The following is a 17,957-nucleotide window of genomic DNA, read 5'->3' on the forward strand; positions in this document are numbered from 1 at the left end:
TATTATAAGTTAAAAAACTAAATAAAATATTTTTTCATAAATATATAAAAAAATGGTTACCAATACTTGAAATTAAAGCCATCGATATCTATATATTCAGGTATGTGGTAGTGAACTACAACAGTTTTATTGTTTATGGAGGTAGTACTATATGAATTTAGTAATGTTGCATGATAATGTATTGATTGAAGTTTTAGAAGATAGTAGCAATGACTCTCCTATACAACTTCCTGATTCAGCAAAGAAAAAACCCACTAAGGGTAAAGTTATATCTGTAGGATCAGGCACTTATAACAATGATGGAAAAATTATTCCTTTAACTACTAAAGTAGGTGATTGTGTTTATTATCGTCAGTGGGCAGGAAATGAAATTGAGCTTAATGGTAAAAAATATGTAGTAATGAAAGAAAGTGATATCATTGCTAAGGAAGCATAGTTTGATATTATATGACTAGAATAATCATAAAATTAAGAGCTTGCCTCTTGTTTTTTTAGCACTTTAATAATTTAATAAGGAGATTAAAAAATGGCAAATGTAGTTGTAACAGGTGAAGCACTAGATAAGTCCATCAGAGAAATAATTCATATTTTAGAAGATGCTGTAGGATGTACTGCTGGACCAAAAGGGTTAACCATAGCTATCAGTAAACCTTATGGTGCACCAGAAGTAACAAAAGATGGTTATAAAGTAATTAAAAGTATTAAGCCAGAGGAGCCATTAGCACAAGCAATTGCTAGTATAATAGCTCAAAGTGCTTCACAGTGTAACGATAAAGTTGGTGATGGAACCACAACATGTTCTATTTTAACAGCTAAAGTAATTGAAGAAGTATCAAAAGCTAAAGCTGCTGGAGCAGATATTATTAGTATAAAAAATGGTATCCTAAAAGCAAAAGACTTAGTATTAGAATCTTTGCTGTCTATGAAGCGTGATGTTTCGTCAGAAGACGAAATAGCACAAGTTGCCACAATTTCTGCAAATGGCGATAAAAATATAGGTAGCAAAATTGCACAATGTGTTAATGAAGTTGGTAAAGATGGTGTTATTACAGTTGAAGAAAGTAAAGGATTTAAGGAATTAGAAGTTGAAAAAACTGACGGTATGCAGTTCGATAGAGGTTACTTATCTCCTTATTTTGTTACCAATGCAGAAAAAATGTTAATCGAGTTTGAAAGTCCATATATTTTATTAACAGAAAAAAAATTAAATATTATACAACCGCTATTACCTATCCTTGAAAGTATAGCAAGATCAGGTAAGCCTCTGTTAATTATTGCTGAAGATGTAGAAGGTGAAGCTTTAAGTACTTTAGTATTAAATAAACTACGCGGTGGATTGCATGTTGCTGCTGTAAAGGCTCCTGGATTTGGTGACAGAAGAAAGGATATGCTTGGTGATATTGCGATATTAACTGGTGCAAAATACGTTATCAATGATGAGTTAGCAGTAAAAATGGAAGACTTAACGTTAGACGATTTAGGTACCGCAAAAAATATACGCATTACTAAAGATACAACAACACTTATTGGTAGTGTTGACAGTAATTCTGCAAACGTCCAAAGTAGAATTAATCAAATAAAAATGCAAATTGATACCTCTACTTCAGACTACGATAAAGAAAAATTAAGAGAACGTTTAGCAAAGCTTTCAGGAGGGGTTGCTGTACTAAAAGTCGGCGGTTCAAGTGAAGTAGAAGTAAAAGAACGTAAGGATAGAGTAGAAGATGCTTTACATGCTACTAGGGCTGCTGTCGAGGAAGGTGTAGTACCTGGAGGAGGATCTGCTTTATTGTATACATTATCTTCATTAGATAATTTAAAAGGCAAAAATGATGATGAGCAAATAGGTATTAACATAATAAAGCGAGCTTTACTTGCACCTATTAAGCGCATTATAAAAAATGCTGGATCTGAAGAAGCTCCATGTGTAATCAAGCATTTACTAAAACAAAACGACAAAGAGTTAATCTTTAATGTTGATACAATGAGTTATGCAAATGCTTTCACCTCTGGTGTTATAGATCCTTTAAAAGTAGTGCGTATTGCTTTTGATCTTGCAGTATCTCTTGCTGCCGTATTCATGACTTTAAATGCTGTTATAGTAGATGTACCATCTAAAGATGATCATCATCCTGCTGCTGGAGGTGCTGGTATGGGTGGCGGAATGGGCGGATTCTAATTTTTGCACGATAGACAGGGGGTTTTCCCCTGTCAAAAAATCCTCTCCTTTACAAGGATAACAAATATAGCAGTATAGCCTCTTCTTTAGGACTAAAAAGCTTACAAATTTTATCTTAAAAGCTTTTTTACAAATATTTTAAATTGTATAAGTTTTTATAAATAACAAGGTTATGATGATACATTTAATTAAGTGCTTATTTAAAAAGCATCAATCTATAACTTTTTTTTTTATAAAAAAAATATCAGCAAGTTATTATAATGTTAGGTCGTTTAATTTTTTCACAGGTTTTCCAAAGAAGTTTTTTTTGCTTAATGCATTAAAAAAGTAATATGTCACATTAATATTAAAATTAAATTACAATATATATCACTCTTTTTCAAGTTTATACAGCTGTCCCGTAACACTGCAACTTTCTGATGCAAGATCTACAAATTTATCTGTTAAATTTTCCATATAAGCATATGTTTCACTATCACTTTGACGTGAACATATCATATTTACACACATCTTACTATGCTTTGTTTCTGCAGCATACACCCTAATCATTGCTTCCAAAGCAGCCTTACTTGAAGCATAAAGCCCACAATACGGATAACTTGATAGTGAATGAGTTATCTCTGAAGTTAAAAAAATTGCTCTACCAGATAATGAACTTTTAAGTAATGCATCAAAATACTTTATCAAATACCAATTTGCAAAAAAATTTACATCCATTACTTCTTTCAATACGACAGGATCATACTCCTGCACTGGACTTAAACTACATGATACTGAAGCACTAGCAACTAAAATATCTATAAACTTAAATTTTGTCTTTATAGAAAGTGCAAGATCTTTAATACTATCAAAACTTTGAAGATCAATAGGAGCTATCATTACCTCTACTCCTACTTCCTGTATAATATTATAAAGTGCCTTTAATTTATCTACATCCTTTCCCACAAGAATCAAATTAGCACCTTCCTTAGCAAATCTCTGAGTCACAATTGACCCTATATTTCCAGAAGCTCCAGTAATAACTGCTATCCTACCTTGCAACACTCCGCCACCACCATTATCATCATATAATACCGTCAATTTTCTCTATAACGTTTAATAATAAGTGTTTAAAGCACAATTGGCAAGTAAAACAGCTTATTCTCTACTATTAGCAATCTTAAAATGCATATTCTCAAAAAAACATAAATAATTACTACTTATATACCTTAACATTCCATAATAAATGTTATATTATTATTTAAATAACTTAATTCAGATGAATATCTATTATGGATCTTAATAAATTTACTGAAAAAGCTAAAAACCTAATTATACAATCACAAACATCTGCTATATCTTCTGGACATCAATCATTACTACCAGCACATTTACTAAAGGTTATGTTAGATGAAAAGGATGAACTAGTAGAAGTATTGATCACTGCATGTGGTAGTAATATTAATGATATAAATAATGCAAATACACTCCTACTTCAAAAACTCCCTATCGTTAGCGGTTCTGGAAGTGGACATATAACCTTATCAAAAGAAATGGCACAAGTCTTAGAAGAGGCAATAAATTTAGCTAAAAGAAACCAAGATACATATGTTACTGTAGAACGACTGTTACAAGCATTAACAATTATAAATAGTAATACCGCTAACATTCTTTTACAACATGGCATAACACCTCAAAAACTTAATAGCATTATTATAAATATTCGTAAAGGAGCAAAAGCAGATAGCGCTAGCTATGATCAACAGTTTAATGCTCTAAAAAAATATGCAAAAGACGTTAATGAATACGCCCTTAGTGGAAAGCTTGATCCAGTTATTGGTAGAGATGAAGAAATTAGACGCACTATGCAAGTATTATCACGTAGAACAAAAAATAATCCTGTACTAATTGGAGATCCTGGTGTTGGTAAAACAGCAATTGTAGAAGGATTAGCTCAACGTATAGTGTTAGGGGACGTACCTATAGGGCTAAGACATGCAAAAATAATGTCATTAGACCTAGGAGCATTAATTGCTGGTACTAAGTACAGAGGTGAATTTGAAGAAAGATTAAAAGCTGTAATCAACGAAATAATATCATCTAATGGTAGCATAATACTCTTTATAGATGAGCTACACACACTTGTAGGTGCAGGGGCAATCAATGGATCAATGGATGCATCTAACTTATTAAAGCCAGCATTGGCAAGAGGAGAAATACACTGTATCGGAGCAACAACTCTTGACGAATATCGCGAATATATAGAAAAAGATGCTGCATTGGCAAGAAGATTTCAATCTGTTTTTGTATCAGAACCAAGCATTAACGATACTATATCAATTTTACGTGGATTAAAGGAAAAATATGAATTACACCACGGTATAAGAATAGCTGATAGTTCTATTATTGCAGCTACAACCTTATCACACCGTTATATTACTGACAGATTCCTTCCAGATAAAGCAATAGATCTTATAGATGAAGCAGCAAGTCGCGCAAGAATAGAAATAGACAGCAAACCTGAAATTATAGATGAAGTTGAAAGAAAAATTATTCAGTTAAAAATCGAATCAGAAGTCCTAAAAAAAGAACAGAATGAATCATCAAAACAGCGATTAATAGCACTAAATCATGAACTGGAAGAACTCAATTCTAAAGTTGCAGATTTACACAGTAAATGGCAAGCTGAAAAAGTAAAAATAGCAAAAATGCAAGAATGTACAGAAAAGCTGGATAATGCACGTAGTAGCTTAGAAAAAGCTCAAAGATCTGGAGACTTAGCAAAAGCAGGAGAATTAATGTATGGCATTATACCTACACTTGAAAAAGAACTAAAGCAACATGAACAAGTAACTGGTAATTTGTTAAAAAAAGAAATCACTGAAAATGATATAGCAACCATTGTTTCAAAATGGACAGGCATTCCTATAGAAAACATGATGAGCAGTGAAAAAGAAAAATTACTAAATATGGAGCAAGAAATTAGGAAAACAATTATTGGCCAAGATCACGCAATTACATCTATTAGTAATGCAGTGCGAAGATCACGTGCAGGAATACAAGATTCACAAAGACCTCTAGGATCATTTTTATTCCTTGGACCAACAGGTGTTGGCAAAACAGAACTAACAAAAGCTTTAGCTAAATTTTTATTTAATGATAAGTCTGCATTATTAAGATTTGATATGTCTGAATTCATGGAAAAGCATTCAATATCAAAACTGATAGGAGCTCCTCCAGGATACGTAGGATATGAACAAGGAGGGGCATTAACTGAAGCAGTAAGAAGAAGACCTTACCAGGTCATTTTATTTGATGAAATAGAAAAAGCTCATGCAGATATTTTTAATATTTTACTACAAGTATTAGATGAAGGAAGATTAACCGATAGTAAGGGTAAATTAGTAGATTTTCGTAATACCATATTAATATTAACATCAAATTTAGGACAAGACATTCTTACCCACAATATAAATAATACAGTTAATCAAGAAGTTTTAGAGGTATTACGATTAAGTTTTCGACCAGAATTTTTAAACAGACTAGATGAAATTATAGTATTTCATAAGCTATCTAAAGAAAACATCGCAAATATCATTGATATACAACTCTCTTATCTTCAAAAAATAATCAGTGAGCGTAAAATCACTATCACTTTAACATCTGAAGCAAAAAATTGGATTATTGATAATGGATACAACATTACATATGGAGCAAGGCCTTTAAAAAGACTCATACAACAGTATATTCAAAATCAGTTAGCAAAATTAATAATTGCCAATTCAATTAACGAAGGAGATATTATTAAAATATGTGTATTAGATAATAATTTAGTCATAAAGAAAGCATAAAATCCAGTACTTAAGTTTATTAAGTACAAACACAAGATTACTAAATAATCCATAATCATAGCAATACAAATCAGCACTTTTGCCATCTCTATCTCACCTATGTAAGCTTACATAAACTAACACATTTTTTTATACACTGGTAATGTATACCTACTACATTAAAAATAATCAATAGCTTACGCGCTAGGCCATATGCTCCTACTAGTGATACAAGAGCATAACATTACAATTATTTCCTTGCATATAACTGTACTCTATCTATCATAACCAATATAATACTAAAAAGTAATGTAGGAATAGCAAAGTTAACTTCCTGCATAATACGAGACAAGCATGAACCTACATAATCACTTTCACTACCATAATGTAAATATTCGCTTATATCTTCCTTTATATCCTTATAATTACATAATACTGCCAACAAAACTAACACACTTGATAATACACAAGAAATTGTAGCTACTGATATAAGCTGATTGACAAACACCAAATCTGGAAATCTTATAAACATAACATACAACAATAATCCAAAAAACACAATATTACTTAGTAAAATATTCAAAAAACACGCCACCTCCCAGCATATTGCATGATATTTATTTTTACCATAACAATACAATACTGTAGAAATACATAATAAAATAAATGGTAATACTAATAACATACATGTAAATATAAAGAAATAGCTTTGAATATTTTTCATTGTGTAAATATGTACGAATATTACTAGCTAATATTAATAAATTTTTTAATATATATGTCAATCAGAATTAACATTTAAATATCCTTAACTCCCACAAAATATATAGAATATCTATAATTACTTTAGTATAACAAATAAATACTCGTAACATATACCAAGCATAAGCAAATATGCAACCCTAAAAAGTATATAAAAAACTGTAAAGTTATTATTCAAAATAAATTATATAATTACTTAATAATTGTATTATACCTTCATAAAAAAACTAGCTAGCATCCTATTCTTCTCCCACACACACACATACAATCAATAATTAAGAATGATCTACACAAGTATTATTAGCCAACATATTCACTTTTTGCTTTTCAACCATAATTGGACTCGAATTAAATGATACTTTACCTATAATATTCAACACAATATTCAAAATTAAATTAGGCATAGCAAAATTTAATCTCTGCATTAACTTTGCAAATATACTATCATCAATATTATCTAAACATTCACCAATTCTTCTTTTAGCACTACAATTATAAAATATTATTGAGGAAAAAGTCAATAAACACGACATTACTAACGCACAAGCACTAATTGATAACATCTTATTATCAAACAACACCAATTTTGGATATAGTGTAAAAACATAATAAGATAACAACCCAAAAAATAATATGTTATTCAGCAAAATCTGTGATAAAAATGACATTTCCAAACATATTATTTCGCATTTACTTTTATGAAGTCGTCGCATAAACCTAGCAGTAACAAAAAAACTAAATGGTATAATTAAAAGTGCGGACATAAATAAAAAATATGCTTCTTTAATGTTGTTTTTAGATAATAATTTCATACTTGCTACCTTTTTTATTACTATTAAAAAAGTTTCGAACACATTAAACTTATAGTGCAATATCATACATATTAACTTTGCTAATAATCAGCAAATGAACATAAAACCTTAAATACAATAACACCCTCTATAGCTAATATTATACTGTATATGCACTACGTACATAATGCTCAAAACATAGGCACTACTATTATAATGTAATATTTACAAAAATTAATAAAATACTTAATTAATACATTAAAATAATCAAATAAATTAATATATTAATTAAGTAAATATGATTTCCTAAATTAATTTTGGTAATTAATTTCAATTGATCCTTTTTTATCATAATAATTACATTTAATATATTAATTATTTAATGTCAATAATTAATATTTAAATATTTTTAAATAGAAAAATACCTAATTCCACTATCAGTATATAACCCCGTATGCACTTTAAAACAATATACTGTTCATACAACTTATATAATCAACAAACATAACAAAAAAGAATATTATAAAATAAGATAATAAGGCAAATCTCGTGATAATTATTTTTATAATTATCATATTAGTTATTGAAATGAATAAAATTGATATGCATTACTTTACATACAATAAGTCAAAATACAAGCAAACATAATACTATGTTATATAGAAGTACCTACAAATATTAGTTATAAAGTAATAACTCACTTATAACAAGCTTTTAAATTTATTAAAAGAAAATCTTTCTCTTTAGTGTTGCTAGTAAATAAGAGTTAAGTATTAGTTCTAAAGTTATTCAAGTCTATAAGGCTATTAATGACTATCACCCAATCCTAACAAATACTTTTATCGCCTTTTATATCACAACATTCTTCTGAGTCTGTCATTAACGTAGAAGGTGCTTCCTGCATATCACATGTAAAAATATAATCCTCTGATATATCACATTTAGAATCTTTTTTCATGTGTTGACCATTTTTAAAGAACAGACCCAATATACCACCTATAGCATGAAATACAGCTATAACAATCAATGTAGGTATTCCAAAGCTCAATTCTCGCATTACACGCTGTCGCGAGCACATATATATATCGTAACCACAAGTGTTAAAATACTTCTTAGCCTCTGCTTTAATACCACGATAGCTAACTATCACTGCTAAAATAGTCAAAGCAAAAGCAATACTAGTAGCACTTATCATTGACATAGTAAAAGCACTTCTCACATTTGTTAACACATGAGCTTTAACAAGAGTACTTTTTATGTCTATTGATGCAAGCAAAGTGCGAAATAAATCGGCAATACTTTTGATATTTGTTGATGAAAAGAAAATATGAAATATAAAATAGAAAAATGCTACATTTATTAAAAAAACATGTGATATAATAACCATCTCTCTAAATATCACATGCGCTTTCTTAGAACGAGCAACCATTTTATTAGAAATCCACATAAAGATAGCTGGTATCAACAAATTATTAGATGTAAAGCCAATATAATACTCTGCCAGTCTTTTTGTATCTATCTTTTTTTTGTACATATCAAGCACAACACAATACACACCACGTGTTTAAGGTACACTCCTTTTACAAAAAAATCAAATACTTTTACACATCTACATATACAATTTAAATATCGATTTATTGTTTTAGTACTCAGATTCCTGTATTCAGGAATTATGTTTACGTCTCCACATTATTACTGTATACCACCAACTTTTGGCTTATATGATATTTCCCAAACTCAAAATCTACGTTAATATGCTATTAACATAAAGTAACTACTAGTAATTTACGTATTCAGTCAATTTTAGCAAAACTCTTTATTTAATAAAATAAGCACTGGATACACACAGATATAAGATAAAAACTTTAAATATCATTGCATCAATCATTGCAACTCATATTAATAAAATAAGCAGCCAATAATAACTATATTATCTATAATTAAGCATCTCTTATACACTTAAGCATCTGTACTACATTTTTCACATCGATAATTCGTCAAATATTATCCCCCCCCCCCATTTTTTATATCCACAACAATGTATATAAATCATCTATAGCAATGCCTATATTTGTACTCCTCATAAACTTTTAACCATTAACACAACACTTAAAACACATACCCCCAACATTAATGCTGTTAAAATTCAAATTCAGAATATGCAATAGACTTAAGGTTTGTAGAAGCTAAGCTTACTACTAAGCACTTTGCAAACTAATATTTATAAGTTTATCTTCAAAATATCTAGTACTTTTTACATTTTTACAGCACTCACAACACCTTAACATAAATTAATTACAGAATCTTTTTTATAAGAGACCCTGTAAATAACATGCTAAAATAAATACATAACCTTATACTTCAATGTTATATCACATAGCATATTAATTAAATACTGAGTATAAAATTTTAAAGCTATAATTGTTTATATTTAGGACCTAACGTTACCATACTTCTGTACACTAGTAAAATACAAATCACCTCTCAAATCACCTTCCAAATCACCTCTCAAATCACCTCTCACATCACCTCTAAAATCACTTTTCAAATCACCTCTCAAACCACTTTTAAACCTATAATAAATGCTTAATGCACTATCCACAACATGTAACATAGCTATAGTCATCAACGTAGGTATTCCAAAGCTCAACTCTATAAAAAATTTTTTGTCTGTAGGAAAGTAAAAATAAGAATCACAATGCTCAGAAAGATAATAGATATCCTTATGGACATTGTTAGCACTAATTACCGCAGCTAACATAGTCAAGACAAGAGGCATAATAATAATACTGCTACTTGTAATGAAAGTATTGTTTATACAGTATAGTATATTAAAAAATACAATATTTACTAAAAACACATGCGTTAAAACCGCTAATTCGTAAAATATTGCCTGCTTTTTTCTAGGTGATATTTTATACTTAAAGGAAAAAAAAAGCGGAAATATTAAACAAGCAGATGTAACCCTAAGATATTCGCTTATAGCAAAATCTATATCTATTTTTCCCATAATTTTTAACCATTACACACAACACTTGAGGTATTTTATATACTATATCAAAAAAAGTAAACAGCTTCTTTCAATAAATCAAAATCAAATAAATAGATTTAACCAACATACCTACTTACAGCAAAATCCGCACCTACAGTACAACACTAAAGATTTTTCACAAAATTCAAAATATGTAAAAACTTAAAACCCATAAACCTTTAAGTTAATATTACTGTAACTTACTGTGCAAACTTATATGTAAAAAGCTCATATTAAATATCTAACACCTTCTATATTTTCGATTAATTGTAGAATATATAAATATAAAAAATTCTACAAAAACAACATACGTATTAGATAGCCACTTCTTAATTTTTTTAATACCCCTAAAAATTTATACACCATAATCAAGTACTAAAAGTAGGATACGAGCCGCCTATAATACTATTCAGTGTTAAACAATATATCAACACCACATGAATATTGTAATCATCTTCAAAATGTTTAACACAACTAAAGTAGTAATATCACATTCCAACCTATATATAATGCGTACAAACACATAATATTGCATATCTCTATAAACATTAACACAATTAACCCAAAATTATCTCTTATCATACGAGATTACCGTTCACAGTCCTTAAAATTATTTTAACTGTTATTGTAATCTGCAATGCTACATTATATTAATAAACTACAAATTACCCCCTGTTATTATAAAAACTTAAGTACTGATATATAAAATAATACAGTAACACACACAATTAATTCCATATACCTCATCCTACATTGCTTTCTTAATACTTTCAAATAAGCACAAATAACTTAAAAAAAATACAAAGCTAGACCATAGAATTTTTATTAATAAAGTTAAATAGCTACACTTTTCAACTACAACTCCTATAATCTTTAATATTAAATTGAGTTTTTTACTTTTAATATGTCGAAGCTATTACCTTGTAATACAAAACATAATATCGTTAAATTTTATAACAACAAAGCTAATAATCTCTCATAAGGAAAATGTACTATATATATAATAACCTATATATATCAATATATGTCAATTAATGGGAGTTACATCATACAAAATCGTATAATCACAGTGTAAAAACTTATACTAGTTTACCATAACTACAAACATCTTATAATTTACTCTTAAATAACACAGTATATATAAGCCATAAGCCTTAATAGTTATACTAGGCAGTATACACTACAAAATAATATTTAAATATCTTGAGAATCCTGCTAAATTATTACTAAAATGCCAATTTTGCAAAATTAACATTTATAAACACATAAAACAACTAAAGAAAAATAATAGCTTTTATGTATTATAATTATTTATAATTTATGCTTTTTTTTATTAATTTAAAAAACCATTTTGGTTACTCATAATACTGTTTATAAACATATTTTACAAAAAAATGTAGAAATATTGCTTAACAGGCAGCTATATACATAAATCATATCCATTTTACACGTATAATTAAAAAGGAAGGTAAATTTTCTTAAACAAATAATACGCAAAAATAAGTTAAAGTTTTACAAACTTACTTACCATATTTATTAGTTTTATATGTACTCTGTTCTCCAAGAGTAATATTGAACCTATAAATTTTTATTCCCAGATCATTCACAGTATACTGAGCTATTAATAGTTTCCTAAGATGAGGACTCACCATACGATTAAGTACTGGATCTACAAGATTATTATATTCTGAAAAAAACATTTCTGTATAAAATTCTAAAAATTCTGGATGTTGTAGCATAAAATTTACATGGGGTACCCTATTTGAATATTTACCTGGCATCACAGTAATAAAGCTATAATTACCTAAATTATCAGTAGTTGCTTTTCCTGAACCACTAAAATTTTCATCATATTTATTATCTGTATGAATTTCAGTACCATTAAAATCATTCTGATATATTCCATAAGTATTCGCTTGCCACATAAATACATTCACATTCTCTACAGGAATACAATTCACATCAGTAACTCTTCCAACAATATAAATAAGCTCACCCTTAGCAGTTACAGCACTACCCACCTTACGTCTCAAATTATTAGACATATAGAAATCTTTAGGCTTATCTTGTATGTTATAAATCTCAGGAGTTTCAACACAATTCATAATTACAGGATCAATAGCATTAACTTCAAAAGCAAAAATAACAAAAACAATAACTAATATCCTAAACATATATCTCATACCCATATACCTTCACTTTTGAAATAAAACTTACTAAAGCTAGCACTGTAAAACCCCACCTCCTCAGTACAATATAACACAATCCCTAAGGTCATACTACTAATATTAAATCAGTCATAATAGCAACATCAAACTACATATATATCATAACACTATTAACTTTAAATATATTCTTTCATAAACAATTCCAACATAGTAAAAAATTCAATTTATATCACATAATATACTATGACTGTATCTATTACATTTAAATTAAAATTTTTGTATTCTAACTATTTAATAAAAAATTTCGTCTGTTTCACTTTATAATTCACAATATAAAAATTAAAACAATGATTAAACAAATAGCATCTACTTTTAACAACGCTATTTTAAACAAATATAGAAATACTTACCTATACTTAACCAACGTAAGTAATAAAAAACTACAGAGTTCTTTATATTCACAAAAAAAAACATTAATATTATTACAATTACTATAGCTTCAATAAACTTAATTACTAAACAACACATCTAAACATTAGATTACAATTCTGATCATATATACTTGAGTTTTTATAAATCCCCTATAAACACATAATGAAGCTATAAACCTTGTTCACTGCGTACAAGTTTTTTTTTATTACTATTTCAAAATATAGATTAAAATATAATACTGATAATATAAATATAATGAATTAAAAATTTATATTTATTAATACAAATTTCATACAAACAATTACTCATTAATCATATTTTAATATATCAAATTTACACACTTACTTAGTTCTTGTAACTCACTATCATAACAAATATATATGTAGTCTAATTATTACTTCACCGCTTCTACATAATAAAAATATATAATATTGTTCAGTATCATAATAGACAAAGCTAATAATCTTTTTCATAAGAGCAATGTTTTTATATTAATAATAACCTATGGATATTCAATATTTGTTAATTAATTTTAGATAATACAATCCTAAATTACAAAAACTTACATATTAAGGATGTTCTTATAATTTTTTTATAAGTTTAATATAAAATTCTACCCGCCTCATTTTACATATTTAACTATAAATCCTTTAACACTACGTATATTCATTAAAATTATACAAAATTTAAAAATCATTGATATTAAGCTATTATTAAGATAAAATAAACCCCTTGTTCCATAATCTATTATAGGTTCTTATGATTAATATATCATTCTTGAATTTAGTGTCAGGGATATCCTCACTAGCTAAAACAACAGTATTAATAATAGGGATGTTTGAAGGCAGTAATAACCTAGAAGATTGTGGGTTATTAGGACATAATCAAAAAAGGATTATCGACATAATAAAAAGTTTTCAATCTTTCAATGGCAAATTTGCAGAGACTTTTCCTATAACCTTAGAGCAAGATAATAGAATTATCATGATAATAGGACTTGGAAAATCTGAAAGTTTAAATGAAGAAAAATCTTTAAAACTTGGAGGGATAATATATTCTGCACTTGAGCAAATGAAAATAAAAGATGCTGCAATATTAACAACTAGCAATACATATGCTGCCAATATTGCATACGGTGCGCTATTGCGTAGCTTCAGGTTCAATAAATACTTTGTTCAAAAGAAAGATGAACACATGCCTAAAGTACAAAATATAACGCTGTTGTTAAATAATGACATTAACGAAGCCCAGAATTTATATAATGAACTAAAAATTGAAGGAGAATCAATATTTTTGGCAAGATCTTTCGTATCAGAACCTCCCAACACATTATATCCAGAAACTTATGCCATGAAAATAAGTGAAGAATTAAACAAAGTGGGTGTTAAAGTCACAATACTTGATGAAGAATACATGAAAAAATATGGCATGATGGCCTTGCTTGGAGTTGGTCAAGGTAGTAGTAAAAGCTCAAAACTTGTAGTTATGGAATGGAATGGTAAATCAACAAACGATAAGCCCATTGCATTTATAGGTAAAGGTGTAACCTTCGATACAGGTGGCATATCTTTAAAACCATCAAAAGGAATGTGGGATATGAAGTACGATATGGCCGGTTCTGCCTCCGTTGTAGGCGCAGTAAGAGCTTTAGCAGCACGTAAAGCAAAAGCTAATATCATTGGAGTTATAGGATTAGTAGAAAATTCAATAGATGGCAATGCTCAAAGACCGAGTGATATTGTAGTATCAATGTCAGGACAAACAATAGAAGTACTTAACACTGATGCAGAAGGAAGGTTAGTACTTGCTGATGTTTTATGGTATACCCAAAAAACATTTTCACCAAAATTAATGATAGATCTAGCAACACTTACTGGTGCAATAACTGTTGCTCTAGGGAATAATCAGTACGCAGGTATTTTTTCTAATAATGATTTAATTGCCACGCAATTAATTGATGTTGGGAATGAAACTGGCGAAAAGCTATGGCGTTTTCCGCTAAACGAAGATTATGACAAAATGATCAACTCATCAATAGCAGACATGCAAAACATTTCAACTAAAGGTTATGGGGCAGACAGCATTACTGCTTCTCAATTTCTACAAAGGTTTGTTAATCAAGTTCCTTGGGCTCACTTAGATATTGCAGGCATGGCTTGGGATTATGAAGGATCAGAAATTTCTTCTAAAGGGGCAACAGGATTTGGAGTTAGGTTATTAAACAGATTTATATCAAAGTACTACGAAAATAATATATAGGTATATAGGCGTGCAAAAAAAAATAAGACTTGGCATTTTAATTTCTGGTAGAGGCTCTAATATGCAGTCAATTATCAATGCATGTCATAATAGTGATTTTCCTGCAACAACAGCATGTGTAATCTCAAATAATCCAGATGCTTTAGGATTGATATCTGCTCAAAAAGCAAACATAGAAACTTTTGTTGTAAAAAAACGCCCTCTAGATACTAATAAAATAGAAGAAATTCTAATTAAACACAAAGTAGACTTAATATGTCTTGCAGGATTTATGAGTATCATAGATAACAATTTTCTCAAAAATTGGCATCTTAAAGTTATTAACATACATCCTTCTCTTTTACCATCTTTTAAAGGGTTAAATGCTCAAAAACAGGCTTTTGATGCTGGTGTAAAAATTGCAGGATGTACAGTACATTATGTGTATCCAGAAGTAGACTCAGGTCCAATTATAATACAAGCTGCTGTCCCTGTATCTACAACAGATAATGTAGAAAGCTTATCTGCAAAAATTTTAAATATGGAACATATATGTTACCCACAAGCAATACGTTTAATAGCACTAAATAAAATTCAAATAAATAATAATGTAGTACAATCAACAGAAAAATTATTTTTTATGTATCATTAATTAATTTACACTTATATATTTTTATAGTGCAGCAGATAAATACTTAAATTATATATACGTTATCTTTGTAAATATTAATTACAACCCTTTATAAACATTAAAAAACTACAATAATAAAAAAATTAACGTCATACTAAAAACATTACAAACTATTCATATTTCTTAACAAAAGAATAACATGCCAAGTAACAATTTTGATCTTGCACACATTTAATTACATACAATCTATACTTACATATTACATTTATTAGGAATAAACAAATAATACAAGTTCTTATTAAGCCATACCATTGACTAGTAATTTATAACATCAAATTACTTAACCATTATTATTTAGAGTAGGATATGGCCTCTAAAGGCTATTATCTTATCTGTATATTATCAAAAATATCGCATAATTAAACAATATAATTTATATATATCTGCTTAAAAAAGTAGAGATATATTAAACTTTTTAATATAAATTGAAAAACAATTTACGTGTTCACAACTGCAAAAACAATTCCATTTATAATGATATTAAACTAATGCAGGTAATTATAGACCTAAAAAGACTATAAAAATATATAACATTATAATACTATTAAAAATAGTTACGTATTTTCATAGCATATTATCTCTATATGTTATAGTAAACTAATATAAATAAATTGCTTATGTAAATAAAAAAAAACTATTAAAATTTTCATTTTTTTATTAAAATATTAATCATAATTCAAAAGTTCACAATATGAAACAAGATACCATAGATAATATTAAGGGTACATATTTTCACATAACATCACTATTACTAGTAGTACCAACAATTTTTTACATTGCCAGCTGTAATTCTAAAAGAAAAAAAAGCTCTTTATTTTTACTGACATCTGTAAATTCACATATATTTTTAACAAATTTCTTCCTAATCTGGGCAATATCTTTTATAGCATGCCGTAATTATCCCATATTTGCTAAAAATTATTTTCTCAGTCCACTTATATTAACACTTATTACTGCTGCTATAATGTCAACAATAATACTATTAATTGCAATAACACATCAACTATACTCTATTGTCAAAGATGCACAGTTATATAAAATATCAGTATCCGAGCTTCTATATGATAAGGATCTATGCTGTTATACATTTTCAAATAGTATAAACTATGGGCTACCTACTTTCTTTGTCACAGAAACAATCAATATTATACACAATTTTACACAAAACTTACGTACAAAAACCAATAACAACTATGCTTAGCTTCATAATAATACGTGTTTATAATAATTAAAAAAGGTTTCATGCTACACTGTAGAATAGAAAATAGAGAACTTTTGTAAGAAAACGTAAAAACTATTTACTAAATATAGGCTGTAAAAAAAACATTAGCAACACTTAAAAAGTACGCATTATACATAAATTTATGTCTTCAACATAAAGCATTAAACAATATATAATCAAAAAGCAAAATAACTCTTATATAGCATTTATTCCGCATAAGCACTCATGTATTTTTTTTTTAACATAGAGTTGCTTAAAATTAAACATAAGATTATGTTTAATATTATAACTATGCTAAATGCATATTATTTTTATAAGTATACGTACTGTACAACTTTTTTCTATAAAAATGTAAATTTATTACAAAGAATATGTTACACAAACTTAATCTTCTAGCATTAGCTATATATTATAAAAATATAAGTATTAATTATTAAAATCTAATAGTAAGTTAATCAATTAACTGTACTTCCTAACTTATATTATATACAGAACCCAAATGTAACATAAAAGACAATATCACATTTTTAACTAATTTATGTATAAAGTACATAAATAATTTACACATTAACATAATATTAATCATTTACAACTGGCTTCATTCTTTTCTAACATAAGCAAAACAACAAAATTA

12 protein-coding genes are annotated in these 17,957 nt (G+C 28.1%); 6 read left to right on the forward strand and 6 right to left on the reverse strand.

Annotation, left to right across the window (positions count from 1 at the left end; all coding sequences use genetic code 11):
* Window positions 1-151: 151 nt before the first annotated feature.
* Entirely contained in the window at window positions 152-436 is a 285-nt protein-coding gene (locus NLO413_RS02120) for a co-chaperone GroES (protein WP_045808890.1), read from the forward strand.
* A gap of 90 nt (window positions 437-526) precedes the next feature.
* Complete coding sequence (gene groL / locus NLO413_RS02125; protein WP_045808891.1) at window positions 527-2,179, forward strand: chaperonin GroEL; 1,653 nt, start codon at window positions 527-529, stop codon at window positions 2,177-2,179.
* Window positions 2,180-2,548: 369 nt separating this feature from the next.
* On the opposite strand, the gene NLO413_RS02130 is transcribed toward groL, so the two are convergent.
* Window positions 2,549-3,259 (reverse strand): SDR family NAD(P)-dependent oxidoreductase, encoded by a 711-nt coding sequence (locus NLO413_RS02130; RefSeq protein ID WP_232295899.1) that lies wholly within the window; start codon window positions 3,257-3,259, stop codon window positions 2,549-2,551.
* A 191-nt stretch (window positions 3,260-3,450) separates the two neighbouring features.
* On the opposite strand from NLO413_RS02130, the gene clpB reads away from it, so the two are divergent.
* Window positions 3,451-6,009: an ATP-dependent chaperone ClpB gene (clpB, locus tag NLO413_RS02135; protein ID WP_045808892.1), complete on the forward strand. Its 2,559-nt coding sequence runs from the start codon at window positions 3,451-3,453 to the stop codon at window positions 6,007-6,009.
* A 229-nt stretch (window positions 6,010-6,238) separates the two neighbouring features.
* Here clpB and NLO413_RS02140 read toward each other — a convergent pair whose 3' ends face one another.
* The 5 genes from NLO413_RS02140 to NLO413_RS02160 all read right to left on the reverse strand — a co-directional run bounded on the left by NLO413_RS02140 (window position 6,239) and on the right by NLO413_RS02160 (window position 12,755).
* Complete coding sequence (locus NLO413_RS02140) at window positions 6,239-6,673, reverse strand: hypothetical protein (RefSeq protein ID WP_156965557.1); 435 nt, start codon at window positions 6,671-6,673, stop codon at window positions 6,239-6,241.
* A gap of 352 nt (window positions 6,674-7,025) precedes the next feature.
* Window positions 7,026-7,562: a hypothetical protein gene (locus tag NLO413_RS02145; RefSeq protein ID WP_156965558.1), complete on the reverse strand. Its 537-nt coding sequence runs from the start codon at window positions 7,560-7,562 to the stop codon at window positions 7,026-7,028.
* A gap of 805 nt (window positions 7,563-8,367) precedes the next feature.
* The gene (locus NLO413_RS02150) at window positions 8,368-9,075 is read right to left on the reverse strand and encodes a hypothetical protein (protein WP_045808895.1); all 708 of its coding nucleotides are present in this window, start codon (window positions 9,073-9,075) and stop codon (window positions 8,368-8,370) included.
* An 897-nt stretch (window positions 9,076-9,972) separates the two neighbouring features.
* On the reverse strand, window positions 9,973-10,551 hold the full coding sequence (locus tag NLO413_RS02155; RefSeq protein ID WP_045808896.1) for a hypothetical protein: 579 nt from the start codon (window positions 10,549-10,551) through the stop codon (window positions 9,973-9,975).
* 1,541 nt (window positions 10,552-12,092) lie between these two features.
* On the reverse strand, window positions 12,093-12,755 hold the full coding sequence (locus tag NLO413_RS02160; protein WP_045809362.1) for a protocatechuate 3,4-dioxygenase: 663 nt from the start codon (window positions 12,753-12,755) through the stop codon (window positions 12,093-12,095).
* Between the two features lie 1,176 nt (window positions 12,756-13,931).
* Between NLO413_RS02160 and NLO413_RS02165 the strand changes: the two genes are divergently transcribed.
* The 3 genes from NLO413_RS02165 (at window position 13,932) to NLO413_RS02175 (ending at window position 17,302) form a co-directional block, all read left to right on the forward strand.
* On the forward strand, window positions 13,932-15,431 hold the full coding sequence (locus NLO413_RS02165; RefSeq protein ID WP_045808897.1) for a leucyl aminopeptidase: 1,500 nt from the start codon (window positions 13,932-13,934) through the stop codon (window positions 15,429-15,431).
* Window positions 15,432-15,435: 4 nt separating this feature from the next.
* Complete coding sequence (gene purN / locus NLO413_RS02170) at window positions 15,436-16,062, forward strand: phosphoribosylglycinamide formyltransferase (RefSeq protein WP_410517982.1); 627 nt, start codon at window positions 15,436-15,438, stop codon at window positions 16,060-16,062.
* 730 nt (window positions 16,063-16,792) lie between these two features.
* Window positions 16,793-17,302: a hypothetical protein gene (locus tag NLO413_RS02175; protein WP_045808898.1), complete on the forward strand. Its 510-nt coding sequence runs from the start codon at window positions 16,793-16,795 to the stop codon at window positions 17,300-17,302.
* Window positions 17,303-17,957 lie beyond the last annotated feature (655 nt).

Origin of the sequence: Candidatus Neoehrlichia procyonis str. RAC413 (genome assembly GCF_000964795.1) — a bacterium.
GTDB lineage: Bacteria > Pseudomonadota > Alphaproteobacteria > Rickettsiales > Anaplasmataceae > Neoehrlichia > Neoehrlichia procyonis.